We start from the raw sequence: 26309 nt of genomic DNA, 5'->3' as shown, positions 1-26309 counted from the left end.
CAACTCAGTGGAGGACGAGTGAGTGGGAAAACCGAACTGAAAGGGAGGGCCGCCCGTCTCGCGCGGCTCTTCCCGGCAGGTCCGCGCCGGGCGGCCCGGACCCCGTTCGTCCTCCTCGTCGTCGTCCTCCTCGGCGGCGGCCTGATCGGTCTCCTCGTGCTGAACTCGGCGCTCAGCGAAGGCTCGTTCAAGCTGGACGACCTCCAGACCGACACCAAGAAGCTCACCGACGAGGAACAGGCGCTCCAGCGCGACGTGGACTCCTACTCCGCCCCCGAGGCCCTCCAGCGTCGCGCGCGCGAACTCGGCATGGTCCCCGGCAGCGACCCGGCCTTCCTGAATCCGGACGGCACGGTGAAGGGCGTCCCCTCGGCCGCGGCCCAGCAGTCCTCGGCGCAGATCCCGATCGCGCTGCGCCCACCGGAGACGGTCGCGTCCTCACCCGCCCCCAGCGCGCCCTCCGCCCCCAGCGTGCCCCCCATCCCGACCACGACCCCCGGCAGGTGACGGAAGTGTCCGACAGGGAACCGCCACGCCGCCGTGTCCCCGGACCGGCTCGGCCCGGACGGCCGGGGGCCGGACAGCGGCGGCCCGGCCCCGGCGCCCGGCCGGCTCGTCGGCCCGCTCCTGCCCGGCCCGCGGCACCGCAGGCGCTGCGGCTCGGGAGCCCCCGCCCTCGGCTGCGCATGGTCAGCCTCGCGCTGACCCTGGTACTGATCGCGTTCGTCGTGCGGCTGCTCCAGGTGCAGGCCGTCGACGCCAGCGCGTATGCCGCCAAGGCCGAGCAGAACCGGTATGTCGTGCACACCCTGGCCGCCGAGCGCGGTGGAATCACCGACCGCAACGGCGTGGCGCTGGCGGCCAGCGTGGACGCGTACGACATCACCGCCGACCCCACGATGTTCACGCGCAAGCAGCTCAAGATCGACGACGGGCCCGAGCAGGCGGCGGCGCTCCTCTCCCCGATCCTCGGCCTGGACCAGGCCGCGCTCACCGAGAAGCTCAGGCCCAAGGACAGGAAGCTCCAGTACGTCAAGCTCGCGGGCCGTCGGACCCCGCAGGTCTGGACGCAGATCAAGGACCTGAAGACCGCTCTCGCCAAGAAGGCGCAGACGGACGCGACCACCGTCAATGTCCTCGCCGGCGTCTTCGCCGACCCCACCAGCAAGCGCGTGTACCCCAACGGCGACCTCGCCGCCGGGATACTGGGCTGGGTCAGCGCCGACGGCAAGGGCGGCGGCGGTGTCGAGCAGCAGCTGAACAAGCTGCTGACCGGCGAGGACGGCAAGATCCGCTACGCCCAGTCCGGCGGCCGACAGGTGCCGACCGTGGGCTCCACCGAGACGCCCGCCGTGCCCGGCAGCGACGTCGAGCTCACCATCGACCGCGACATCCAGTGGGCCGCGCAGAACGCCATCACCGAGCAGGTGAAGAAGTCCAAGGCCGACCGCGGTTACGTGATCGTGCAGGACACCCGCACCGGCGAGATCCTGGCCATGGCCAACTCGCCCGGCTTCGACCCCAACGACCTCTCCGAGGCGAACCCGGACGCCCTGGGCAATGCGGCCCTGCAGGACGCCTATGAGCCCGGCTCCACCGCCAAGGTCATGTCGATGGCCGCCGTACTGGAGGAGAACGCCGCCACGCCGCTGACGCACGTCACCGTCCCCAACCGGCTGCACCGCGGCGACCGGCTCTTCAAGGACGACATCGACCACCCGACCTGGTACCTGACGCTCAACGGCGTCCTGGCCAAGTCCAGCAACATCGGCACGATCCTCGCCACCGGCCAGCTCGGCAAGACGCAGCCCGAGGCCAACCAGGTCCTCTACTCCTATCTGCGCAAGTTCGGCATCGGCAGCTACACCGGACTCGGCTTCCCCGGCGAGACGAAAGGCATCCTCGCGTCGCCGGACGCGTGGTCGACGTCCCAGCAGTACACGATTCCTTTCGGCCAGGGCGTCTCCATCAACGCCATGCAGGCGGCCTCCGTCTACTCGACGATCGCCAACGGCGGCGTCCGCGTCGTACCCAGCCTCGTCCGCGGTACGAAGGGAGCGGACGGCCGCTTCACCCCCGCCGCGCAGCCCAAGAAGACCCGGGTCATCAGCGCGAAGACGGCCAAGAGCCTCGCCCGGATGCTGGAGTCGGTCGTGGACGACGAACAGGGCACCGGCGCCAAGGCGCGTATCCCGGGCTACCGTGTCGCGGGCAAGACCGGTACGGCCAACCGCGTGGATCCGGCCACCGGCAAGTACAAGGGGTACACGTCGTCGTTCGCCGGATTCGCGCCCGCGGACAACCCGCGCATCACCGTCTACTGCGCCATCCAGAACGCCACCGAGGGCGGCTACTTCGGCGGCCAGATCTGCGGTCCCATCTACAAGCAGGTCATGGAGTTCGCCCTGAAGACCCTCCAGGTCCCGCCCACCGGGGCGAAGGCCGCCAGCCTCCCCGTCTCCTTCACGCCCTGACCGGCACGGAAAACAGCACCGCAGCACCGAACCAGCCAGGAAACCAGCCCGTGACCATGATCACTCCCCAGCCCGGCAGCCAAGGCACGCCAAGCCCCTCGCTTCGCCCGCACGCGGGTGCGCCCGGTACGCTCACCGCCGTGCCACACGCTGATCAGTCCCAAATCACCCAGAAGGGCGTTCCCGTGACATATCCGGGCCCGCCCCGGCCGGTCCAGGTCTCCGCCACACCCCTCGCGGAGCTCGCCGATCAGCTGGGCGCCACCACCCCGGACAACGCCGCCGAGGTCACGGGTGTCACCCATGACTCGCGCGCAGTCCGCCCCGGCGACCTCTACGCCGCCCTGCCCGGCGCCCGCGCCCACGGCGCCGACTTCGTCGTACAGGCGGCCGGACTCGGCGCGGTCGCCGTACTGACCGACCCGGCCGGCGCCGAACGCGCCGCCGCCACCGGCCTGCCGGTCCTGGTCGTCGACGACCCGCGCGCGCGGATGGGCGAGCTGGCGGCCACGATCTACGGCAGCCCCGGCCAGGACCTGCTCCAGATCGGCATCACCGGCACCTCCGGCAAGACCACGACCGCCTACCTGGTCGAGGGCGGACTGAAGTCGGACCGCGCCACCGGACTCATCGGCACCGTCGAGATGCGCATCGGTGACGAGCGCATCAAGTCCGAGCGCACCACCCCCGAGGCCACCGACCTCCAGGCCCTGTTCGCCGTCATGCGCGAGCGCGGTGTCGAGGCGGTCGCCATGGAGGTCTCCAGCCACGCCCTGGTGCTCGGCCGGGTCGACGGCTGCGTCTTCGACATCGCCGTCTTCAACAACCTCAGCCCGGAACACATGGAGTTCCACTCCGACATGGAGGACTACTTCCGGGCCAAGGCGCAGCTGTTCACCCCGAAACGCAGCAAACTCGGCGTCGTCAACTTCGACGACGAGTACGGCCGCAGGCTGGCGCACGAGGCCACCGTCCCGGTCGTCACCTTCTCCGCCGAGGGCCACCCCGACGCCGACTGGCGTGCCCAGGACGTCCAGGTCGGCCCCATGGACTCGACGTTCACCGTGACCGGCCCCGAGGGACAGCGGGTCGCCGCCAGGTCCCCGCTGCCGGGTCCCTTCAACGTCGCCAACACCCTCGCCGCGATCGTCGCCCTCGCCGTCGCGGGGCTCGACCCGCAGACCGCCGCCGACGGCGTCGCGGCGGTGCCGGGCGTGCCGGGCCGCCTGGAGCGCGTGGACGCCGGACAGCCTTATCTCGCGGTCGTCGACTACGCCCACAAGACCGACGCCGTCGAATCGGTGCTGCGCGCCCTGCGCAAGGTCACCAAGGGCCGGCTGCTCATCGTGCTCGGCTGCGGCGGCGACCGGGACAGGACCAAACGGCAGCCGATGGGCGCCGCGGCGGCCCGGCTCGCCGACACCGCCGTACTGACCTCCGACAACCCCCGCTCCGAGGATCCCCTGGCGATCCTGGCGAGCATGCTCGAGGGCGCGGCGTCGGTACCCGCGCACGAGCGCGGCGAGGTGCTCCTCTTCGAGGACCGGGCCGCCGCGATCGCCGCCGCCGTCGCCCGCGCACAGCCCGGGGACACCGTGCTGGTCGCGGGCAAGGGCCACGAGCAGGGCCAGGACATCGCCGGAGTGGTCCGTCCCTTCGACGACCGCCAGGTGCTTCGCGAAGCTATCCAGAAGACCCAGGGATGAACTTGTGATCGCCCTCTCCCTCGCCGAGATCTCAGCAGTCGTCGGCGGGCAGACGCACGACATACCGGATCCGTCCGTCCAGGTCACCGGACCGGTCGTCCGGGACTCCAGAGAGGTGGTGCCCGGCAGTCTCTTCGTCGCCTTCGTCGGCGAGCGCGTGGACGGCCACGACTTCGCGCAGGCGGTCGTCGGGGCGGGTGCGGCCGCCGTACTGGCGTCCCGGCCCGTCGGCGTCCCCGCGATCGTGGTCGAGGACGTCCAGACGGCCCTGGGCGCCCTCGCACGGCACGTCGTGCAGAAACTCGGCACCACCCTCGTCGCCCTCACCGGCTCCGCGGGCAAGACCAGCACCAAGGACCTGATCGCGCAGGTGCTCCAGCGCAAGGCGCCCACGGTGTGGACCCCCGGCTCCCTCAACAACGAGATCGGGCTGCCGCTGACCGCGCTCAGCGCCACCGAGGACACCAGGTTCCTCGTGCTGGAGATGGGCGCCCGCGGCATCGGCCACATCCGCTACCTGACGGACCTCACGCCCCCGAAGATCGGCCTCGTGCTGAACGTCGGCACCGCCCACATCGGTGAGTTCGGCGGCCGCGAGCAGATCGCCCGGGCGAAGGGTGAACTCGTGGAGTCGCTGCCCCCGTCGGAGGAGGGTGGCGCCGCGATCCTCAACGCCGACGACCCGTTGGTACGGGCCATGGCCTCCCGTACGAAGGCGAAGGTGGTCCTTTTCGGAGAGTCCGACGAAGCGGACGTACGCGCCGAGAACGTGCGACTCACGGACAGCGGACAGCCCGCCTTCAGCCTTCACACACCCTCCGGGTGCAGTGATGTGACCATGCGCCTGTACGGTGAGCACCACGTGTCGAACGCGCTCGCCGCGGCCGCCGTCGCCCATGAGCTGGGCATGTCCGCGGAAGAGATCGCCACCGCGCTCTCCGAGGCGGGCTCCCTCTCCCGCTGGCGGATGGAGGTCACCGAGCGCCCGGACGGCGTGACGATCGTCAACGACGCCTACAACGCGAACCCCGAGTCCATGCGAGCCGCTTTGCGCGCGCTCGCCGCGATGGGCAAGGGGCGGCGGACCTGGGCGGTGCTCGGCAAGATGGCCGAGCTCGGGGACGAGGCGCTCGCCGAGCACGACGCGGTCGGACGGCTCGCCGTCCGGCTCAATGTCGGCAAGCTCGTCGCGGTCGGGGGCAGGGAAGCCGCCTGGCTGCAATTGGGCGCATATAACGAGGGTTCGTGGGGTGAGGAGTCGGTGCACGTGTCCGACGCACAGGCGGCGGTCGACCTGTTGCGCAGCGAGTTGCGCCCGGGGGACGTCGTACTCGTGAAGGCGTCCCGTTCGGTCGGCCTCGAGAGCGTGGCGCAGGCGCTGCTCGAGTCCGGGGCCGAGGGTGAGGTTGCCGCCCGATGATGAAGCAGATCCTGTTCTCAGGAGTCATTGGCCTCTTCCTGACCCTGGTCGGCACCCCGCTGCTGATCAAGCTCCTCGCCCGCAAGGGCTACGGCCAGTACATCCGCGACGACGGCCCGCGCGAGCACGCCAGCAAGCGCGGTACGCCGACGATGGGCGGTATCGCCTTCATCCTCGCGACGGTCGCCGCGTACTTCCTGTCCAAGGTCATCACCGGCTACCCGCCCACCTACTCGGGTCTGCTGGTGCTCGGCCTGATGGTCGGCATGGGTCTGGTCGGCTTCCTCGACGACTACATCAAGATCGTCAAGCGGCGTTCGCTGGGCCTCAGGGCCAAGGCGAAGATGGCCGGTCAGCTGATCGTCGGCATCAGCTTCGCGGTACTCGCCCTGCAGTTCCAGGACGTCCGCGGCAACTCCCCGGCCTCGACGAAGCTGTCGTTCATCACGGACTTCGGCTGGACCATCGGCCCGGTGCTGTTCGTGGTGTGGGCGCTGTTCATGATCCTCGCGATGTCGAACGGCGTGAACCTCACCGACGGTCTGGACGGTCTGGCCACCGGCGCCTCCGTCCTCGTCTTCGGCGCCTACACGTTCATCGGCGTCTGGCAGTTCCAGGAGTCCTGCGCCAACGCGACGACCCTCACCAACCCCAACGCCTGCTACGAGGTGCGCGATCCCCTCGACCTGGCGGTCATCGCCTCGGCGCTGATGGGTGCCTGCCTCGGCTTCCTGTGGTGGAACACGTCGCCGGCCAAGATCTTCATGGGTGACACCGGCTCGCTCGCGCTCGGCGGTGTCCTCACGGGCCTGGCCATCTGCTCCCGTACGGAGCTGCTGGTGGCCATCATGGGCGGCCTGTTCGTCCTCATCACCATGTCGGTCGTCATCCAGGTCGGCTCCTTCCGGCTCACCGGGAAGCGCGTCTTCCGAATGGCGCCACTCCAGCACCACTTCGAACTCAAAGGCTGGTCCGAGGTACTTGTGGTGGTCCGTTTCTGGATCATCCAGGGCATCTGTGTGATCGTCGGACTGGGCCTCTTCTACGCGGGATGGGCAGCGGACAAGTGACCGACTGGCAGGGGAAGAACGTCACCGTCGCCGGGCTCGGCGTCTCCGGCGTCCCGGCGGCCAAGGTGCTGCACGGGCTGGGCGCGAAGGTCACCGTCGTCAACGACGGCGACGACGCACGCGCGCGTGCCCAGGCTGCCGAACTGGAGGCGCTCGGCATCACCGTGCGCCTCGGTGACGGGGACACCCTGCCCGAAGGCACCGAACTCGTCGTCACCGCGCCCGGCTGGAAGCCGGACAAGCCGCTGTTCGCCGCGGCCGCCGAGGCGGGCGTGCCCGTCTGGGGCGACGTCGAACTGGCCTGGCGGCTGCGCGGCCCCGACGCGGCGCCCTGGCTGGCCGTCACCGGCACCAACGGCAAGACCACGACCGTCCAGATGCTCGCCTCCATCCTGAAGGCGGCGGGCCTGCGCACGGCCGCCGTCGGCAACATCGGCGTCTCGCTGCTGGACGCGGTCCTCGGCGACGAGCAGTACGACGTCCTCGCCGTCGAACTGTCCAGCTACCAGCTCCACTGGGCGCCCTCCCTGCGCGCCCACTCCGCCGTCGTCCTCAACCTCGCCCCCGACCACCTCGACTGGCACGGCTCCATGGAGGCGTACGCCGCCGACAAGGGCCGTGTCTACGAGGGCAATCGCATCGCCTGCGTCTACAACGTCGCCGACAAGGCCACCGAGGACCTGGTGCGCGAGGCGGACGTCGAGGAGGGCTGCCGGGCCGTCGGCTTCACCCTCGGCACACCCGGGCCGTCCCAACTCGGCGTGGTGGAGGGCATTCTGGTCGACCGCGCCTTCGTCGAGAACCGGCAGAAGAACGCCCAGGAACTGGCGGAGGTGTCGGACATCGATCCGCCGGCTCCGCACAACATCGCCAACGCCCTTGCGGCGGCGGCTCTCGCGCGCGCCTTCGGGGTGCCCGCCACGGCCGTACGGGACGGGCTGCGGGCCTTCACGCCGGACGCCCACCGCATCGCGCACGTCGCCGACGTGGACGGGGTCGCGTACGTCGACGACTCCAAGGCGACCAACACACACGCGGCGGAAGCCTCTTTGGCGGCGTACGAGTCGATCGTCTGGATCGCGGGCGGACTGGCGAAGGGCGCGACCTTCGACGAGCTTGTCGCCAAGTCGGCAAAGCGACTTCGCGGAGTCGTGCTCATCGGCGCGGACCGCGCCCTGATCCGCGAAGCCCTGGCGCGACACGCCCCGGAAGTACCCGTCGTCGACCTCGACCGGACAGACACTGGGGCGATGCTCGAGGCTGTCCGGGAAGCGCAGCGGCTCGCCGCCGCCGGCGACACGGTACTGCTGGCCCCGGCCTGCGCCTCCATGGACATGTTCGCCAACTACAACAAGCGCGGTGACGCGTTCGCGGAGGCGGTTCGCGAACTCGGCGCCTGACCGGCCGCCTGCCGGGCGACTTTGGGAGGGACGCGTGGGACCGTCGAGGCCGATGTACAGCGGAGGTACCGATGCCCGCTAGCCGCACCGGCCGACCGCCCGTGCAGCGGGCCTCACGCCGGCCCGCCGGGCCCCGGCCCCCGCGCAACAACCCCGTACGCGTTCTGCATCTGCGCGTGCGCAGAGCGTGGGACCGGCCGCTGACCGCGTACTACCTGATCCTCGGCGGCAGTCTGCTGATCACCGTGCTCGGTCTGGTGATGGTCTACTCGGCCTCCCAGATCACGGCGTTGCAGATGGCGCTGCCGGGATCGTTCTTCTTCCGCAAACAGTTCCTGGCCGCGTCCATCGGCGCCGGACTGCTGCTGGTCGCGTCCCGGATGCCGGTGAAGCTGCACCGCGCGCTGGCCTACCCGATCCTGGCCGGAGCCGTCTTCCTGATGGCGCTGGTGCAGGTGCCGGGGATAGGAGTCGCGGTCAACGGCAACCAGAACTGGATCTCCCTCGGCGGCTCCTTCCAGATCCAGCCCAGCGAGTTCGGCAAGCTCGCGCTGGTGCTGTGGGGCGCGGACCTGATCGCGCGCAAACAGGACAAAAAGCTGCTGGCCCAGTGGAAGCACATGCTGGTGCCGCTCGTGCCGGTGGCCTTCCTGCTGCTCGGGCTGATCATGCTCGGCGGTGACATGGGCACCGCGATCATCCTGACGGCGATCCTGTTCGGGCTGCTGTGGCTGGCGGGCGCGCCGACCCGGCTGTTCGTGGGGGTGCTGTCGATCGCGGCCACGATCGGTGTGATCCTCATCAAGACGAGCCCGAACCGCATGGCCCGGCTCTCCTGCATCGGCGCCACCGAGCCGCAGGGCGGCCCCGTCGACTGCTGGCAGGCCGTGCACGGCATCTACGCCCTCGCGTCCGGCGGAATTTTCGGTTCCGGGCTCGGTGCGAGCGTGGAGAAATGGGGTCAACTCCCCGAAGCGCACACCGACTTCATCTTCGCCGTCACCGGTGAGGAACTGGGTCTGGCGGGGACACTGTCGGTGCTCGCCCTGTTCGCGGCTCTAGGCTATGCGGGTATCCGCGTGGCCGGACGCACGGAGGACCCCTTCGTCAGGTATGCCGCGGGAGGCGTGACCACCTGGATCGTCGCACAGGCGGTGATCAACATCGGTGCGGTGCTCGGCCTGCTGCCGATCGCCGGCGTTCCCCTCCCGCTGTTCTCCTACGGGGGATCCGCCCTGCTGCCGACCATGTTCGCCATCGGGTTGCTGATCGCCTTCGCGCGCGACGAGCCCGCTGCGCGGGCGGCGCTTGCGATGCGACAGCCCCGCTTTGGTAGAAAGCGGGCTGGAGGCCCTCTGCCCGATCGGGGGCCTCGGAGATGGAACACGATGCGACGGCGTGCCTCGGCGGCGCGCTCGTCCGGAGAGCGGTGAATTTCGGTGCATGTCGTACTCGCTGGTGGGGGGACCGCCGGCCACATCGAGCCCGCGCTCGCCCTCGCGGACGCCCTGCGCAGGCAGGACCCGACCGTGGGGATCACGGCCCTGGGCACGGAGCGGGGTCTGGAGACCCGGCTCGTACCGGAGCGGGGCTATGAGCTCGCGCTGATCCCCGCGGTGCCGCTGCCGCGCAAGCCGACGCCCGAGTTGATCACCGTCCCGGGCCGGCTGCGCGGCACGATCAAGGCGGCCGAGCAGATCCTGGAGCGCACCAAGGCGGACGCCGTCGTCGGCTTCGGCGGCTACGTCGCCCTGCCCGGCTACCTCGCCGCCAAGCGCCTCGGTGTGCCGATCGTGATCCACGAGGCCAACGCCCGCCCCGGCCTGGCCAACAAGATCGGCTCCCGCTACGCCGCCCAGGTCGCCGTCTCCACCCCGGACAGCAAGCTCCGGGGCGCCCGCTACATCGGCATTCCGCTGCGCCGCTCCATCGCCACCCTCGACCGGGCCGCCGTGCGCCCGCAGGCCCGGGCGGCGTTCGGGCTCGACCCCAACCTGCCGACGCTGCTCGTCTCCGGCGGCTCGCAGGGCGCCCGCCGGCTCAACGAGGTGGTCCAGCAGGTCGCTCCCTGGCTCCAGCAGGCAGGCATCCAGATCCTGCACGCGGTCGGCCCGAAGAATGAATTGCCGCAAGTGCATCAGATGCCCGGGATGCCCCCGTACATCCCGGTACCGTACGTGGACCGGATGGATCTCGCGTACGCCGCGGCCGACATGATGCTCTGCCGTGCGGGTGCGATGACCGTCGCCGAACTCTCCGCCGTCGGACTGCCGGCCGCCTATGTCCCGCTGCCCATCGGCAACGGCGAACAGCGGTTGAACGCCCAGCCGGTGGTCAAGGCCGGTGGCGGCCTCCTCGTCGACGACGCGGAACTCACGCCCGAGTGGGTGCGGGAGAACGTCCTGCCCGTGCTCGCCGACCCGCACCGGCTGTACGAGATGTCCCGTGCCGCCGGTGAGTTCGGCCGCCGGGATGCCGACGACCTGCTCGTCGGCATGGTGTACGAGGCGATCGCCTCGCGCCGTCACCAGTAACGCATCGGCGAGTGAGACGAAGGGGCGCGGCGGTGTCGAGAGATCATGACGGCACCTCCCGCTCGAGCGGCGTCGAGAGTGGGGGAGCGCGAAGGCCCGAAGGGCTCAGCGCGGTCGTGCTCTCGACACCGACTCGGGCGCCCCGGAGGCGAGCGAGCCACGAAAGGAGCGCGCGTGGCCGGACCCACCACCGCCGAACGCGGCGGACGTCAGCGGGAGTCGTCCGGCCCGCCCCTCGTCCGGAGGTTCGGGCGACGCCGGCTTCGTGTGATCATCATCCTTGTACTCGGCTGCGTCCTCGGGGCGGGCTGCGTCTGGGTGTTGTACGGCTCGCAGTGGCTGCGCGTGGAACGTGTCTCGGTCTCGGGTACCCGAGTTCTGGCGCCGGAACAGGTGCGCGAGGCCGCTGACGTTCCGGTCGGGGCACCGCTGGTTTCGGTCGACACCGATGCGATCGAAGCGCGACTGCGCCGGAAATTGCCCCGAATTGACTCGGTTGACGTGGTCCGGTCCTGGCCTCATGGAATCGGACTGAAAGTGACCGAGCGTTCTCCGGTTGTGGTTGTCCGAAAGGGCACCGCCTTCGTCGAAGTCGACGATGAAGGCGTCCGTTTCGCTACGGTTTCTGATGCTCCGAAAGGCGTTCCGACGCTGGAATTGACGGTATCCCGATCGGATTCGGCCGCCGCCAGTCTGCGGCGCTTCGGTGAGGACCGGCTTGTGCGGGAGGCCGTCCGCGTCGTCGCGGGGGACATTCCGGTCGCCGTCGCGCGCGAGACCCGGATCGTCAAGATGCGTTCCTACGACGACATCTCGCTGGAGTTGAGCGGCGGCCGGACCGTCGCCTGGGGCAGCGGCGAGCAGGGCCGCGCGAAGGCCCGTACCCTGACCGCCCTGATGAAAGCGGCGCCCGGTGCCCGGCACTTCGACGTCAGCGCTCCCACCGCCCCCGCGTCAGTGGGGAGTTGACGCACATCAGCGCAGGCCAGCACCCTGGTTGGGCAGCGCTACGCCTGATCACATAGGGTGAAAAGAAAAACGGGAGGTTCGGCGTGTTCGTTGAACGTGCGCCACTTGTCGACTTAGTGTCCTGTTCAGAAGACTCCAGGGAACGGACACACTGGTAACCCTAAACTTCAGGGTTAGGGTTCGGGTCGGCGCTACGGACCGTCCCATTCGGCATCAGTCGTCGGATCGCAACACGGCGAGGCGGCGACACGTAACTCGAGGCGAGAGGCCTTCGACGTGGCAGCACCGCAGAACTACCTCGCAGTCATCAAAGTCATCGGTGTCGGCGGCGGTGGTGTCAATGCCATCAACCGGATGATCGAGGTCGGTCTCAAGGGCGTCGAGTTCATCGCCATCAACACCGACGCGCAGGCGCTGTTGATGAGCGACGCCGACGTCAAGCTCGACGTCGGCCGCGAACTCACCCGCGGACTCGGCGCCGGCGCCAACCCGGCCGTCGGCCGCAAGGCCGCCGAGGATCACCGGGAGGAGATCGAAGAGGTCCTCAAGGGGGCCGACATGGTCTTCGTGACGGCCGGCGAGGGCGGCGGCACCGGCACCGGCGGCGCGCCCGTCGTGGCCAACATCGCCCGCTCGCTGGGCGCCCTCACCATCGGCGTGGTCACGCGCCCGTTCACCTTCGAGGGACGGCGCCGCGCGAACCAGGCCGAGGACGGCATCGCCGAGCTCCGCGAAGAGGTCGACACCCTCATCGTCATCCCGAACGACCGGCTGCTCTCCATCTCGGACCGTCAGGTCTCCGTGCTCGACGCGTTCAAGTCGGCGGACCAGGTCCTGCTCTCCGGTGTTCAGGGCATCACGGACCTGATCACCACCCCCGGTCTGATCAACCTCGACTTCGCCGACGTCAAGTCGGTCATGTCCGAGGCCGGTTCGGCCCTGATGGGCATCGGCTCGGCCCGCGGCGACGACCGCGCGGTGGCCGCGGCCGAGATGGCGATCTCCTCGCCGCTGCTCGAGGCGTCCATCGACGGTGCCCGCGGCGTGCTGCTCTCCATCTCCGGCGGCTCCGACCTCGGCCTGTTCGAGATCAACGAGGCCGCCCAGCTGGTCAGCGAGGCCGCCCACCCCGAGGCCAACATCATCTTCGGTGCGGTCATCGACGACGCCCTGGGCGACGAGGTGCGGGTCACGGTGATCGCGGCCGGCTTCGACGGCGGGCAGCCGCCGGCCCGCCGGGACACCGTCCTCGGTTCGTCCTCGGCCTCGGCCAGGCGCGAGGAGTCCACTCCGGTACGGCAGCCCGAGAGCCGCCCGAGCTTCGGCTCGCTCGGCAGCGTCACGCCCAAGGAGGAGCCGGAGCACGCGCCGGAGCCGGTGCAGGACCTCCCGGTCGCCCCGCCGGTCCCGCCGTCGCGCAGCTACTCGGACAGCGCGGCCGAGGAGCTGGACGTGCCGGACTTCCTGAAGTGATAGGACAGCGCTCCGCAACGAGCACTGTGAACGGCGCGCACTTCGCCTTCACCGACCGGTGGGGCGGGGTGAGCGCCGTTCCGTACGAGGAGCTCAACCTCGGCGGCGCGGTCGGCGACGACCCCGACGCCGTACGCACCAACCGCGAGTTGGCGGCGAAGTCGCTGGGGCTCGACCCGGCCCAGGTGGTCTGGATGAACCAGGTGCACGGGCCGGACGTGGTGGTGGTGGACGGGCCTTGGGGCTCCGCCGCCGAGATCCCGTCGGTCGACGCGATCGTCACCGCCCGCCGCGGGCTGGCTCTCGCCGTCCTCACCGCCGACTGCACGCCCGTTCTGCTCGCCGACCCGGTCGCCGGGATCGCCGCGGCGGCCCACGCGGGCCGGCCCGGCATGGTCGCCGGGGTCGTCCCCGCCGCCGTACGGGCCATGGTGGAACTCGGCGCCGAGCCGGGCCGGATCGTCGCCCGGACCGGACCCGCCGTCTGCGGCCGGTGCTACGAAGTGCCGGAGGCGATGCGTACCGAGGTCACCGCCGTCGAACCGGCGGCGCACTCCGAGACGAGCTGGGGCACTCCCGCGGTCGACGTGACCGCCGGCGTGCATGCGCAGCTCGAACGGCTCGGGGTGCACAACCGGGAGCAGTCGCCGGTGTGCACGCTCGAGTCCGGCGACCACTTCTCGTACCGCCGCGACCGCACCACTGGGCGGCTCGCGAGCTATGTCTGGCTGGACTGATGGGACATGACGGACCGTAAGGGCGAACTCGCCGCAAATCTGGCGAATGTGGAGCAGCGCATCGCCGCCGCGTGCGCGGCCGCGGGCCGCGAGCGCGAGGAAGTGACCCTGATCGTGGTCACCAAGACCTACCCCGCGAGTGATGTGCGGGTCCTGTCGGAACTCGGTGTGCGCCACGTGGCCGAGAATCGGGACCAGGACGCGGCACCCAAGGCCGCCGAGTGCTCGGATTTGCCCCTTACTTGGCACTTTGTCGGCCAGTTGCAGACCAACAAAGTCCGATCCGTGGTCGGTTACGCGGGTGTCGTGCAGTCCGTCGACCGGTCCAGGCTCGTAACGGCCCTGTCGAAGGAGGCCGTACGTGCCGGGCGCGAGCTGGGATGCCTCGTCCAGGTCGCCCTCGACGCGGAAGAGGGCGCGAGGGGTGAGCGGGGTGGTGTGGCGCCTGCCGGAATCGAAGAGTTGGCCGATCTGGTCGCCGCGGCTCCGGGGCTGCGGCTTGACGGACTGATGACCGTGGCTCCACTCGCCGGGGAGTACGCGGGGCGTCAACGGGCGGCGTTCGAGCGGTTGATGGATTTGTCGACCGACCTGCGCCGAGCCCATCCGGCTGCGAACATGGTCTCGGCAGGGATGAGTGCGGACCTCGAGGAGGCTGTGGCGGCTGGGGCGACACATGTGCGCGTCGGCACTGCGGTACTCGGCGTCCGCCCCAGGCTCGGGTAACGTCGCCAGGAAGTCGGACCACAGCAGAAAATATGGTCATTACCGCCGATAGGCGGGTGTAAGGGCCACGTGGATCGCGGGACTTGGCAGTCGTCAGCGGATCCACCACAGAGCGGAGGACTCAGAGCATGGCCGGCGCGATGCGCAAGATGGCGGTCTACCTCGGCCTCGTGGAGGACGATGGGTACGACGGCCGGGGCTTCGACCCCGACGACGACTTCGAACCCGAACTGGACCCGGAGCTCGAGCGGGACCACCGGCGGCACGAGCCGTCGCACCAGTTGCACGGCGCACATCAGTCCCAAAGGGACGAACCGGTACGAGTGGTGCAACCTTCCGCGCCGCGCGACCCGGTGCCTCATTCCGCTTCCCTTGCCGCGGAATCCGGGCGTCCGGCGCGCATCGCGCCCGTGGCATCCATCACACAAGAACGCCAGAGCCTGGAGAAGAACGCCCCGGTGATCATGCCCAAGGTTGTGTCGGAACGAGAGCCGTACCGGATCACCACACTTCACCCCCGGACCTACAACGAGGCCCGTACCATCGGGGAACACTTCCGTGAAGGCACGCCGGTGATCATGAATCTGACTGAGATGGATGACACAGATGCGAAGCGACTTGTCGACTTTGCGGCCGGTTTGGTGTTTGGTCTTCACGGCAGCATCGAGCGGGTGACGCAGAAGGTGTTCCTGTTGTCGCCTGCTAACGTCGATGTCACGGCGGAGGACAAGGCCCGCATCGCAGAGGGCGGGTTCTTCAACCAGAGCTGAGACGCAGGACCGGAACGAAGTACGGAACAGGGGAGAGGGAAGCACCAGCCATGAGCGTGTTCGCGCAGGTGATTTATTACGCGCTGCTGCTTTTCCTCATCATTCTCATCTTCCGGCTGGTCATGGACTACGTCTTCCAGTTCGCCCGCTCGTGGCAACCCGGCAAGGCGATGGTGGTCGTTCTGGAGGCCACCTACACTGTCACCGATCCACCGCTGAAGCTTCTGCGGCGGTTCATCCCGCCGCTGCGTCTCGGGGGCGTGGCGCTAGACCTGTCCTTCTTCGTACTGATGATCATCGTCTACATTCTGATCTCCGTCGTGGGAAGTCTCGCGAGGTGACTGTGGACGATACGGTCTTGCCGACTGCCGATGACTACGTTGAGGTGAAGAGATGCCGTTGACCCCCGAGGACGTGCGGAACAAGCAGTTCACGACCGTCCGCCTCCGAGAAGGCTATGACGAGGACGAGGTCGATGCCTTCCTCGACGAGGTCGAAGCCGAACTGACCCGCCTGCTCCGCGAGAACGAGGACCTGCGCGCCAAGCTGGCTGCGGCCACGCGTGCTGCTGCCCAGAACCAGCAGAACATGCGCAAGCCCCCGGAGCCGCAGGACCAGCAGCAGGGGATGCCCCAGCAGGGAATGCCTCAGCAGGGCATGCCCCAGCAAGGCATGCCTCAGCAGGGGATGCCCCAGCAGGGAATGCCTCAGCAGGGCATGCGCGGTCCCGGTGCCCCCGTACCCGCCGGAATATCGGGCCCGCCGCAGCAGCAGATGGGTGGCCCCATGGGAGGCCCGCCCCAGCTGCCGAGCGGTGCGCCGCAGCTGCCCGCCGGCCCCGGCGGCGGTCAGGGCGGCCCGCAGGGCCCCGGCCCGATGGGTCAGGGTCCGATGGGTCAGGGCCCCATGGGTCAGGGCCCGATGGGTGGCCAGTCCCCCATGCAGCAGCAGATGGGTGGCCCGATGGGCGGCCCCATGGGCGGTCCGATGGGCGGCCCCGGTCAGGGCCCCGGTGGCGACAGTGCCGCCCGTGTCCTCTCGCTGGCCCAGCAGACCGCCGACCAGGCGATCGCCGAGGCCCGTTCCGAGGCCAACAAGATCGTCGGCGAGGCCCGCAGCCGCGCCGAGGGTCTCGAGCGTGACGCCCGTGCCAAGGCCGACGCCCTGGAGCGGGACGCGCAGGAGAAGCACCGTGTCGCGATGGGCTCCCTGGAGTCCGCCCGCGCCACGCTGGAGCGCAAGGTCGAGGACCTGCGCGGCTTCGAACGCGAGTACCGCACGCGCCTGAAGTCCTACCTGGAGTCGCAGCTGCGCCAGTTGGAGACCCAGGCCGACGACTCCCTCGCCCCGCCGCGCACCCCGGCGACGGCCTCGCTTCCGCCGTCCCCGGCGCCTTCCATGGCACCGGCCGGCGCGAGCGCCCCGTCGTACGGCACCAGCCAGGGCATGGGTGGCGCGCCGAGTCCCGCTGCCCCGTCCTACGGCGGCCAGCAGCAGATGACGCCGGCCATGACCCAGCCCATGGCGCCGGTGCGGCCGCAGGGTCCGTCGCCGATGGGCCAGGCGCCCTCGCCGATGCGCGGGTTCCTGATCGACGAGGACGACAACTGACGGCCTCTAGTACGCCTTAGGCGTCGGCAGCGTTCAGGGCGAGGCCCCGGATTTTCATCCGGGGCCTCGCCCTTTTTACGCGTGTTGACAGGGGTGCGGAACCGCGAGGCGGTCGTGCGGTGCTCGGTCCACACCGAGGAGGGCGAGCGTGTGTGCGATACGCGATCGCCGTCCGCGAAGAGACGCTCCGGGCGATCAGGGCGGTCCTCGCGGCGTGCGGGCTCACCGTGGCCGAAGACCCCCACCCGTACTCCTTCGACATGCTGTACGTCCTGGGAGCGCCTCAGCAGACGTGGGTGGTCGATCTCTGGGTCTGGAGGACGTCGGGCAGGCTCCGCACGGCCCGGAGCCCGGCTGACCGGTGACCAGGACGGCGAAGGACCGGCCCCCTGCCGGGGCCGGTCCTTCGCCGTCGTCGTTTTACGCCTTGCGCAGGCGGAACGTCAGGGACAGGCCCTCGTCCGTGAACGGCTCGCCGTAGGAGTCGTCCGCCTCGCCCTGGGCGCTGTGCTCGTTCAGGAAGGCCGTGGCGAGAACCTCGTCGGCGATCAGGGTGGCGTGCTCGGTCAGCGCCGCGATGACCGCCGGGTCCGTGGAGGTCCAGCGCAGCGCGATGCGGTCCGCCACGTCGAGGCCGCTGTTCTTGCGGGCCTCCTGGATCAGACGGATCGCGTCACGGGCCAGGCCCGCCTGCCGCAGCTCCTCTGTGATCTCCAGGTCCAGGGCGACCGTGGCGCCCGAGTCGGAGGCCACCGACCAGCCTTCACGCGGGGTCTCGGTGATGATCACCTCGTCCGGGGCGAGGGCGATCGTCTCGCCGTCGACCTCCACCGATGCCGTGCCCTCGCGCAGGGCGAGGGACAGCGCGGCCGCGTCGGTGTTCGCGACGGCCTTGGCGACGTCCTGGACGCGCTTGCCGAACCGCTTGCCCAGGGCGCGGAAGTTGGCCTTCGCGGTCGTGTCGACCAGCGAGCCGCCGACCTCGGAGAGGGACGCGAGCGCACTCACGTTCAGCTCCTCCGTGATCTGCGCGTGCAGTTCGGGGTCGAGGGCGTCGAAGCCCGACGCCGCGACCAGCGCGCGGGACAGCGGCTGACGCGTCTTGACACCCGACTCCGCGCGCGTGGCGCGGCCCAGCTCCACCAGCCGGCGGACCAGGACCATCTGCCTCGACAGCTCCGGGTCGATCGCGGACAGGTCCGCCTCCGGCCAGGACGCCAGGTGCACCGACTCCGGGGCGCCCGGGGCCACCGGCACCACCAGGTCCTGCCAGACCCGCTCGGTGATGAACGGGGTCAGCGGGGCCATCAGCTTCGTGACCGTCTCGACGACCTCGTGCAGGGTGCGCAGCGCGGCCTTGTCGCCCTGCCAGAAGCGGCGACGGGAGCGGCGGACGTACCAGTTGGACAGGTCGTCGACGAACGCCGACAGGAGCTTGCCGGCGCGCTGGGTGTCGTACGCCTCCAGAGCCTGCGTCACCTGGTCGGTGAGCGCGTGGAGCTCGGACAGCAGCCAGCGGTCGAGGACCGGGCGGTCGGCCGGGGCCGGGTCGGCCTCGCTCGGCGCCCAGCCGGACGTACGGGCGTACAGGGCCTGGAAGGCGACCGTGTTCCAGTACGTCAGGAGCGTCTTGCGGACGACCTCCTGGATGGTGCCGTGGCCCACGCGGCGGGCCGCCCAGGGAGAGCCGCCGGCCGCCATGAACCAGCGGACGGCGTCCGCGCCGTGCTGGTCCATCAGCGGGATCGGCTGCAGGATGTTGCCCAGGTGCTTGGACATCTTGCGGCCGTCCTCGGCGAGGATGTGGCCGAGACAGACGACGTTCTCGTACGACGACTTGTCGAAGACCAGCGTGCCGATCGCCATCAGCGTGTAGAACCAGCCGCGGGTCTGGTCGATGGCCTCGCTGATGAACTGCGCCGGGTAGCGGGACTCGAACAGGTCCTTGTTCTTGTACGGGTAGCCCCACTGCGCGAACGGCATCGAACCCGAGTCGTACCAGGCGTCGATGACCTCGGGCACGCGTGTGGCCGTCTGCTCGCACTGGGGGCACGCGAAGGTGACGTCGTCGATGAACGGGCGGTGCGGGTCCAGCTCGGACTGGTCGGTGCCGGTCAGCTCGGTGAGCTCCGCTCGGGAGCCGACGACGGTGAGGTGGTCGTCCTCGCAGCGCCAGATCGGCAGCGGGGTGCCCCAGTAGCGGTTGCGGGACAGTGCCCAGTCGATGTTGTTGTTCAGCCAGTCGCCGTACCGGCCGTGCTTGACCGTGTCCGGGAACCAGTTGGTCTTCTCGTTCTCCTGGAGGAGGCGGTCCTTGACGGCCGTCGTGCGGATGTACCAGGACGGCTGCGCGTAGTAGAGGAGCGCGGTGTGGCAGCGCCAGCAGTGCGGATAGCTGTGCTCGTACGGCAGGTGCTTGAAGAGCAGACCGCGGTTCTTGAGGTCTTCCGTGAGCTGTTCGTCCGCCTTCTTGAAGAAGACACCGCCGACGAGCGGGACGTCCTCCTCGAAGGTGCCGTCCGGGCGGACCGGGTTCACGACCGGCAGGCCGTAGGCGCGGCAGACCTTGAGGTCGTCCTCACCGAAGGCGGGGGACTGGTGGACCAGACCCGTACCGTCCTCGGTCGTGACGTACTCGGCGTTGACGATGTAGTGGGCAGGCGCCGGGAACTCGACCAGCTCGAACGGACGCTGATACGTCCAACGCTCCATTTCGGCCCCGGTGAAGGTCTGGCCGGTCGTCTCCCAGCCCTCACCGAGCGCCTTGGCGACGAGCGGCTCGGCGACGACGAGCTTCTCCTCGCCGTTCGTCGCGACGACGTAGGTCACCTCGGGGTGCGCGGCGACAGCCGTGTTGGAGACCAGGGTCCAGGGGGTCGTCGTCCAGACGAGGAGCGCGGCCTCGCCGGCGAGCGGACCGGAGGTGAGCGGGAAACGGACGTACACGGACGGGTCGACGACCGTCTCGTAGCCCTGGGCCAGCTCGTGGTCCGACAGGCCCGTGCCGCAGCGCGGGCACCAGGGGGCGACGCGGTGGTCCTGGACCAGCAGGCCCTTGTTGAAGATCTCCTTCAGCGACCACCAGACCGACTCGACGTACTCCGGGTCCATGGTCCAGTACGCGTCGTCCAGGTCGACCCAGTAGCCCATGCGGGTCGTCAGCTCGGTGAAGGCGTCGGTGTGGCGGGTCACGGACTCGCGGCACCTGGCGTTGAACTCGGCGATGCCGTACGCCTCGATGTCCTGCTTGCCGCTGAAGCCGAGCTCCTTCTCCACCGCCAGCTCCACCGGGAGGCCGTGGCAGTCCCAGCCGGCCTTGCGGGCCACGTGGTAGCCGCGCATGGTGCGGAAGCGGGGGAAGACGTCCTTGAAGACGCGTGCCTCGATGTGGTGGGCGCCCGGCATGCCGTTGGCGGTGGGCGGGCCTTCGTAGAAGACCCACTCGGGGCGGCCCTCGGACTGGTCCAGGCTCTTGGCGAAGATCTTCTGCTCGCGCCAGAAGTCGAGCACCGCGTGCTCGAGCGCGGGCAGGTCGACCTGGGCGGGCACCTGGCGGTACGTCGGCGCTGTCATCAGCGAGCTTCCTCCAACGGACTTGCTGCCTTCCGTCGGAGGGACGAGAGCCTTCTTGCCTGTCTACGCCGTGTGCGGCGCGCTCCCGCGGTACCACCCTCCTTGGCCCCCCGGTGCGCCCTGTGCGCCGGTGAGCCCCCTCATTGGGGTCGCGAACCGGTTCTACCGGCCGCTGCTGTCCTGCTGCGGCTTTCTTCCGGCGGCTCCGGGGTGATCTTCACGTCGCGCTCACCCCCGGGCTTCCACCGTCCCCGGGTCGCTCTGGGCTGCGTACGCCGCTACTCGTCCCCATCCACGCTTTTCGCTCTGCCCAGTGTACGGCGCCGCGCGGACAGCGGCCGACCGGTTTTCGGGGGCTCGGGTCAGGGGGTCACCCGGTGCCCGTGATGACCCGAATGGCGAGGTACGCGTGTTCGGATTCCCGGACGGCGGGCTCGGCGGATTACCCGGCGGGGAGCTGGGCACAACGCTTGCATGTCGGCCGCGCGGTACTCGCGGGGCGCGCGAATCGGGCGGCGTGCCCCGTTGCCGCGGGACTCAAGTCGATTTATCGTCCCAGCACGATTCGCGAGCGAGATCACAATATGTGAAGGGGCCGCGACCATGGTGGCGAAGAAGACCGCCGTACAGCAGTTGTCGGCGTCCGGCAGGTCCACGAATGCGGTCGCCTCCGGCGGTGCGGCCAAGGACGTGGGCGGGAAGAAGAGTGCCCAGGGAGCGACGGGGGCGCGCGCCACGAAGCCGGTCAGGACGGTGCGGCGGGCCGGCGCCGAGGAGACGGAAACGGCTGCTTCGAAGGCGACCGCCAGGAAAACCGCGACCAAGAAGGCGACGGCTTCGAAAACGGCTCCTTCGAAGAAGGCGGTCGTGGGGGAGGAAGCCGGGGGGCCGTCGGGCGGGAAGGCTTCGGTGAGGACGGCCGCTCAGAAGAAGTCCGCTGAGAAGGCGACTGCCGAGAAGGCGACCGCGGGGAAGAAGGCGGCAGCCACGAAGGCGGCCGTCAAGGCGACCGCGGGGAAGAAGGAGGCGGCCACGAAGGCGGCCACCAGGGCGACCGCGGGGAAGAAGGAGGCGGCCACGAAGGCGGCCGTCAAGGCGACCCCGGAGAGGAAGGCGGCGACGAAGACCGCTGCCGCGAAGAGCGCGTCGCTGAAGGACGCCACGAAAAGTACGGCCGCCACGAAAGGCGCGGCCGCCACGAAAAGCCGGGCCGCCCCCGAAAGCACGGCCCAGAAGACCACGGCCGTCGCGAACAGCGTGGTCAGGAAGGGTACGGCCGCCAGGAAGAGCGCGGCCGGGAAGAGCACGGCCAAGAAGGTGGGCGCGGCGCAGGCCGCGGAGCAGACGGGAGCCACGACAGTGGTTGCGAAGAAGACTCCTGGCCCGGCCGCGGCAGCGAAGACCGCTGTCCCCAAGGCACGGATCGCCGCGGTGGAGCCGGGCGAGCTCGCCGTACGCCCTGGTGAGGACCCCTGGACCCCGGACGAGGTCGAGGAGGCCCGCGCCGAGCTGCTGTCCGAGGCGGAGCGGCTGCGGGACGAGATCACCTCGTCCGAGGAGTCGCTCGCGGGCCTGATGCGGGACTCCGGGGACGGCGCCGGCGACGATCAGGCGGACACCGGTACCAAGAACATCACACGCGAGCACGAGATGGCACTGGCCGCCAACGCGCGCGAGATGCTGATCCAGACCGAGCGCGCCCTGCAGCGGCTGGACGCGGGCACATACGGTCTGTGCGAGAACTGCGGCAACCCCATCGGCAAGGCCCGTATGCAGGCCTTTCCGCGGGCCACCCTGTGCGTCGAGTGCAAGCAGAAGCAGGAGCGCCGGTACTGATCGCCACCGGGCGACTGTTCGTACGCCTCCTGGGCGCCGGGGTCCCAGGAGGCGTGCCGTACCCTCGTGCTCAGTCAGGCACCTAGGTTGAGGGACTCACGTGGCAGAGGCGGAGCGGATCATCGGTACGCCGGACACTCCGGACGCGGCGCGGGCGGGGCAGGACCAGCCCGGCGAGAACGCGGCGTCGGGCGAGCGGTCCGGCTCCGAGGGGGCCACGGCCCCGGCCGGCGGGTCCGGCACCGAGGAGACGGCGGCGGCCGGGCCGGGGGCGTCGGAGACCCCCGCGGAGGGGCCCAGGGGCAGGCGGCGCATCGCCGTGCTGTTCGCGGTCGCCGCGTTCGCGTACCTTCTCGACCTGGTCAGCAAGTTGATCGTGGTGGCCAAGCTGGAGCACCACGCGCCGATCGAGATCGTCGGGGACTGGCTGAAGTTCGAGGCCATCCGCAACGCGGGCGCCGCCTTCGGGTTCGGCGAGGCCTTCACCGTGATCTTCACGGTGATCGCGGCGGCGGTGATCGTGGTGATCGCCCGGCTCGCGCGCAAGCTCTACAGCCTGCCCTGGGCGATCGCGCTCGGCCTGCTGCTCGGCGGCGCGCTCGGCAACCTCACCGACCGGATCTTCCGCTCGCCGGGCGTCTTCGAGGGGGCGGTCGTCGACTTCATCGCGCCCAAGCACTTCGCCGTCTTCAATCTCGCCGACTCGGCGATCGTGTGCGGCGGCATCCTGATCGTGCTGCTGTCGTTCCGCGGCCTGGACCCGGACGGGACCGTCCACAAGGACTGAGCGCGCGGTCGGGGCTGTCGGAGCCGTCCGGCATACTCGACGGGTGAGCACGATTCCCGAGATCCGAAACCTGCCCGTACCCGACGGCCTGGAGGGCGAGCGCGTCGACGCCGCCATCTCCCGCATGTTCGGCTTCTCCCGCACCAAGGCCGCGGAGCTCGCTGCGGCGGGGAAGGTCACGGTCGACGGCTCGGTGGTCGGAAAGTCCGAGCGGGTGCACGGCGGGGCCTGGCTCGAGGTCGAGATGCCGCAGGCGCCCGCGCCCGTGCAGATCGTCGCCGAGCCGGTAGAGGGCATGGAGATCGTGCACGACGACGACGACGTGGTCGTGATCGTCAAGCCGGTCGGGGTCGCCGCGCATCCGAGCCCCGGCTGGACCGGCCCCACGGTCATCGGCGGTCTCGCGGCCGCCGGGTACCGCATCTCGACCTCCGGCGCCGCCGAGCGCCAGGGCATCGTGCACCGCCTCGACGTCGGCACGTCCGGCCTGATGGTGGTCGCCAAGTCGGAGTACGCGTACACGTCGCTCAAGCGCCAGTTCAAGGAGCGCACGGTCGACAAGCGCTACCACACGCTCGTGCAGGGCCACCCGGACCCCACCAGCGGCACCATCGACGCACCCATCGGCCGCCACCCGCACCACGACTACAAGTGGGCGGTCACGGCCGAAGGCAAGCCGTCCGTCACCCACTACGACCTCATCGAGGCCTTCCGCTCGGCCTCCCTCCTCGACGTGAAGCTGGAGACCGGGCGCACCCACCAGATCCGCGTCCACATGGCCGCCCACCGGCATCCGTGCGTGGGCGACCTGACGTACGGCGCCGACCCCACGCTCGCCAAGCGGCTGCGCCTGACCCGCCAGTGGCTGCACGCCGTACGGCTCGGCTTCGAGCACCCCGGCGACGGACAGTGGGTCGAGTTCGCGTGCGACTACCCCGAGGACCTGCAGCAGGCCCTGGACCAGGTGCGTGAGGAGACCTACGCATGAGCCTGTCGGTCGTCTCGTACGACGTGCGCGTCGCGGAGGAGCCCGCCGACCGCGAGGCCTGCTTCGCGGTGCGCAAGGAGGTCTTCGTCGGCGAGCAGGGCGTGCCCGAGGAGATCGAGTACGACGCCTACGACGCCGTGGCGCTGCATGTGCTGGCGGTCCGGGACGACGGGGTGCCGCTGGGGACCGGCCGGCTGCTGTACGGCGAGGCGGCCGCGGCGAAGACCGGCGGTGACCCGTCGGTGGGGTCGCTGGGGCGGCTCGCCGTCGCCCAGGCGGCGCGCGGGCTGGGCGTCGGGGCCGCGCTGGTGCGGGGCATCGAGGAGGCGGCACGCGCGCGCGGGCTGGCAGCGGTGGACCTGCACGCGCAGACGCACGCGCTGGGTTTCTACGAGCGGCTCGGGTACGAGGCGTACGGCCCGGAGTTCCCCGACGCGGGGATCCCGCACCGGGCGATGCGGCGCGCTCTGTAGCCGCGGGCGGCGGACGGGCCGGTGGGAGGGGCGCATGGCAGGCTGGAGGTCTGCTGTGTGAACGTCGACTCCCGGAGCGCTGACCGTGGATCAGTTGGCCCTGCTGTTCGTGCTCTTGCTCGGGGCCGTGGTGAGTGTCCCGGTCGGGGACCGGTTCGGGTTGCCGGCGCCGGTGCTGATGACGCTCCTCGGGATCTGCCTCGCGTTGCCGGACTTCGTGCCGAATGTCGACATTCCACCTGATCTGATCCTGCCCGCGCTGCTGCCGCCGCTGCTGTACGCGGCGGTGCGGCGGACGTCGTGGCGGCAGTTCGCGGCCAACAAACGGCCGATCTTCCTCCTGGCCGTGGCCCTGGTGTTCGTCACCACGGTGTGCGTGGCGGCCGTCGCGAACGTGATCGTGCCCGGGCTGCCGATCGCCGCCGCCGTGGCGCTGGGCGCGCTCGTCGCCCCGCCCGACCCGGTGGCCGCGACCGCCGTCGCCGGCCAGCTGGGGCTGCCGCGCCGGCTGGTCTCGATCCTCGAGGGCGAGGGGCTGTTCAACGACGTCACGGCCATCGTGCTGTACCACGTGGCGATCGCCGCCGTCGTCAGCGGGACGTTCTCGCCCTGGCGGGCCGGGCTCGACCTGGTGCTGTCCGCCGTCGTCGCGGTCGCCGTCGGGCTCCTCCTCGGCTGGGGCACCAACAAGCTGATGGACCTGCTGGACGACCCGACCCTGCAGATCGGGCTGACGCTGCTGGTGCCGTACGCCTCGTACGTGCTCGCGGAGGAGCTGCACGGGTCCGGGGTGCTCGCCGTGCTCACCGTCGCGCTCTTCATCGCCGAGTACGCCACCGACGCCGACGACGTGATGGCACGGTTCGCGGGGCACACGTTCTGGGACATCGTCGACACGCTCGTCACGGGTGTCGCGTTCGGCCTGATCGGGCTCGAACTGCACAACGCGATCCGCACGGCGGCGGGGCGGTGGGGCGAGATGCTCGGGTGGGCGGCCGCCGTGGTGGGTGTGGTGGTGCTGGTGCGGCTGGTGTGGCTGTTGCCGGCCACCTGGCTGACCAAGCGGCTGCACGCCAAACGGGACTACGACGAGGACATCCCGATGAGCTGGCGGGAGACGGTCGTCATGTGGTGGGCGGGGATGCGGGGGGTGGCCTCGGTCGCGTTGGCGCTGGCCGTTCCGCTGACCACCGAGGACGGGTCGCCGTTTCCCGACCGGGACGAGATCGTGTTCGTCGCCTTCGGAGTGATCATGGCGACGCTGGTGCTCCAGGGGCTGACGCTGCCGTGGCTGGTGAAGCGGCTCGGGGTGCGCGCGGACACGGACCGGGAGAAGGAGTTCGAGCGCGAGCTGGCGGTCCGGGCGGCGAAGGCGGCGAAGCGGAGGCTGCGGGAGATCGAGGAGGTCGAGGATCTGCCGGAGGAGCTGTCCGAACAGATGCTGCGCCGGACGTTCGACATCGGGGTGCGGATCAGTCCGGAGATGGGGGAGGAGGAGCGCCGGGAGGCGCATGAGCAGCGGGTGCGCAGACTCAAGCGGGTGCGGCGGATCCAGGGGGAGCTGCTGAGCGCCGCGCGGCACGAGGTGCTGGCGGCGCGGAATGAGCCGGGGGCGGATCCGGAGATCGTGGATCGGGTGTTGCGTCACTTGGACGTGCGTAGTCTTCGATGATCTCCCGCCCGCGCACCGCCCGTTTCCCGTTGGCTGAAAAGTGCCCGTCTTGTGCGGGGGCTGAGCGCCGTCGGCGGCCATCCGCTCCTA

The 26309-nt window shown here is 70.2% G+C and carries 22 protein-coding genes; 21 read left to right on the top strand and 1 reads right to left on the bottom strand.

The features are described from left to right. Positions 1-18 precede the first annotated feature (18 nt). From ACFY16_RS05320 to ACFY16_RS05245, 16 genes are all read left to right on the top strand, one after another. Positions 19-507, top strand: coding sequence for a septum formation initiator family protein (locus tag ACFY16_RS05320; protein ID WP_390645717.1), 489 nt, complete (start codon positions 19-21; stop codon positions 505-507). Then, positions 504-2474, top strand: a complete 1971-nt coding sequence (locus ACFY16_RS05315) for a peptidoglycan D,D-transpeptidase FtsI family protein (protein ID WP_390645716.1) — start codon at positions 504-506, stop codon at positions 2472-2474. The genes ACFY16_RS05320 and ACFY16_RS05315 overlap by 4 nt, the downstream gene beginning before the upstream one ends. Before the next feature lie 50 nt (positions 2475-2524). After that, on the top strand, positions 2525-4180 hold the full coding sequence (locus tag ACFY16_RS05310; RefSeq protein WP_390645715.1) for a UDP-N-acetylmuramoyl-L-alanyl-D-glutamate--2,6-diaminopimelate ligase: 1656 nt from the start codon (positions 2525-2527) through the stop codon (positions 4178-4180). Between the two features lie 4 nt (positions 4181-4184). Next, positions 4185-5600, top strand: a complete 1416-nt coding sequence (murF, locus tag ACFY16_RS05305) for a UDP-N-acetylmuramoyl-tripeptide--D-alanyl-D-alanine ligase (RefSeq protein WP_390645714.1) — start codon at positions 4185-4187, stop codon at positions 5598-5600. Next, positions 5597-6670 carry a phospho-N-acetylmuramoyl-pentapeptide-transferase gene (gene mraY, locus ACFY16_RS05300; protein WP_390645713.1) on the top strand — a complete coding sequence of 358 codons (1074 nt, stop codon included), beginning with the start codon at positions 5597-5599 and terminating at the stop codon, positions 6668-6670. Before murF ends, mraY begins: the two co-directional genes overlap by 4 nt. Continuing rightward, positions 6652-8070 (top strand): UDP-N-acetylmuramoyl-L-alanine--D-glutamate ligase, encoded by a 1419-nt coding sequence (gene murD, locus ACFY16_RS05295; RefSeq protein ID WP_390645712.1) that lies wholly within the window; start codon positions 6652-6654, stop codon positions 8068-8070. The genes mraY and murD overlap by 19 nt, the downstream gene beginning before the upstream one ends. 71 nt (positions 8071-8141) lie before the next feature. Continuing rightward, positions 8142-9503 carry a putative lipid II flippase FtsW gene (ftsW, locus tag ACFY16_RS05290; protein WP_390645711.1) on the top strand — a complete coding sequence of 454 codons (1362 nt, stop codon included), beginning with the start codon at positions 8142-8144 and terminating at the stop codon, positions 9501-9503. A gap of 6 nt (positions 9504-9509) precedes the next feature. After that, the gene (gene murG / locus ACFY16_RS05285) at positions 9510-10604 is read left to right on the top strand and encodes an undecaprenyldiphospho-muramoylpentapeptide beta-N-acetylglucosaminyltransferase (RefSeq protein WP_390645710.1); all 1095 of its coding nucleotides are present in this window, start codon (positions 9510-9512) and stop codon (positions 10602-10604) included. A 174-nt stretch (positions 10605-10778) separates the two neighbouring features. Further along, positions 10779-11573: a cell division protein FtsQ/DivIB gene (locus ACFY16_RS05280; RefSeq protein WP_390645709.1), complete on the top strand. Its 795-nt coding sequence runs from the start codon at positions 10779-10781 to the stop codon at positions 11571-11573. Between the two features lie 276 nt (positions 11574-11849). After that, the gene (ftsZ, locus tag ACFY16_RS05275) at positions 11850-13046 is read left to right on the top strand and encodes a cell division protein FtsZ (RefSeq protein WP_390645708.1); all 1197 of its coding nucleotides are present in this window, start codon (positions 11850-11852) and stop codon (positions 13044-13046) included. Next, entirely contained in the window at positions 13043-13783 is a 741-nt protein-coding gene (pgeF, locus tag ACFY16_RS05270) for a peptidoglycan editing factor PgeF (RefSeq protein ID WP_390645707.1), read from the top strand. The genes ftsZ and pgeF overlap by 4 nt, the downstream gene beginning before the upstream one ends. Positions 13784-13789: 6 nt before the next feature. Then, positions 13790-14509, top strand: coding sequence for a YggS family pyridoxal phosphate-dependent enzyme (locus ACFY16_RS05265; RefSeq protein WP_390645706.1), 720 nt, complete (start codon positions 13790-13792; stop codon positions 14507-14509). Between the two features lie 128 nt (positions 14510-14637). Then, positions 14638-15279, top strand: coding sequence for a cell division protein SepF (locus ACFY16_RS05260; RefSeq protein ID WP_390645705.1), 642 nt, complete (start codon positions 14638-14640; stop codon positions 15277-15279). Between the two features lie 50 nt (positions 15280-15329). Beyond that, on the top strand, positions 15330-15620 hold the full coding sequence (locus ACFY16_RS05255; RefSeq protein ID WP_385787238.1) for a YggT family protein: 291 nt from the start codon (positions 15330-15332) through the stop codon (positions 15618-15620). 52 nt (positions 15621-15672) lie between these two features. After that, positions 15673-16890, top strand: a complete 1218-nt coding sequence (locus tag ACFY16_RS05250) for a DivIVA domain-containing protein (protein WP_390645704.1) — start codon at positions 15673-15675, stop codon at positions 16888-16890. Positions 16891-17042: 152 nt separating this feature from the next. After that, positions 17043-17255 carry a hypothetical protein gene (locus tag ACFY16_RS05245; protein WP_390645703.1) on the top strand — a complete coding sequence of 71 codons (213 nt, stop codon included), beginning with the start codon at positions 17043-17045 and terminating at the stop codon, positions 17253-17255. A 55-nt stretch (positions 17256-17310) separates the two neighbouring features. On the opposite strand, the gene ileS is transcribed toward ACFY16_RS05245, so the two are convergent. Next, positions 17311-20463: an isoleucine--tRNA ligase gene (gene ileS / locus ACFY16_RS05240; protein ID WP_390645702.1), complete on the bottom strand. Its 3153-nt coding sequence runs from the start codon at positions 20461-20463 to the stop codon at positions 17311-17313. Positions 20464-21066: 603 nt separating this feature from the next. Here ileS and ACFY16_RS05235 point away from each other — a divergent pair. From ACFY16_RS05235 to ACFY16_RS05215, 5 genes are all read left to right on the top strand, one after another. After that, positions 21067-22299, top strand: a complete 1233-nt coding sequence (locus ACFY16_RS05235; protein ID WP_390645701.1) for a TraR/DksA C4-type zinc finger protein — start codon at positions 21067-21069, stop codon at positions 22297-22299. Positions 22300-22399: 100 nt separating this feature from the next. Beyond that, the gene (gene lspA, locus ACFY16_RS05230) at positions 22400-23086 is read left to right on the top strand and encodes a signal peptidase II (protein ID WP_390645700.1); all 687 of its coding nucleotides are present in this window, start codon (positions 22400-22402) and stop codon (positions 23084-23086) included. Between the two features lie 43 nt (positions 23087-23129). Beyond that, a complete protein-coding gene (locus ACFY16_RS05225) occupies positions 23130-24074 on the top strand; it encodes an RluA family pseudouridine synthase (RefSeq protein ID WP_390645699.1) in 945 nt (314 codons plus the stop codon). Beyond that, on the top strand, positions 24071-24547 hold the full coding sequence (locus ACFY16_RS05220; protein WP_390645698.1) for a GNAT family N-acetyltransferase: 477 nt from the start codon (positions 24071-24073) through the stop codon (positions 24545-24547). Before ACFY16_RS05225 ends, ACFY16_RS05220 begins: the two co-directional genes overlap by 4 nt. Positions 24548-24632: 85 nt before the next feature. Next, complete coding sequence (locus tag ACFY16_RS05215; RefSeq protein ID WP_390645697.1) at positions 24633-26219, top strand: Na+/H+ antiporter; 1587 nt, start codon at positions 24633-24635, stop codon at positions 26217-26219. The last annotated feature ends 90 nt before the right edge of the window (positions 26220-26309 follow it).

The sequence above is a fragment of the Streptomyces sp. NPDC001315 genome (genome assembly GCF_042896175.1).
Taxonomy (GTDB): domain Bacteria; phylum Actinomycetota; class Actinomycetes; order Streptomycetales; family Streptomycetaceae; genus Streptomyces.
This window is presented reverse-complemented; position numbering and strand designations above follow the sequence as displayed.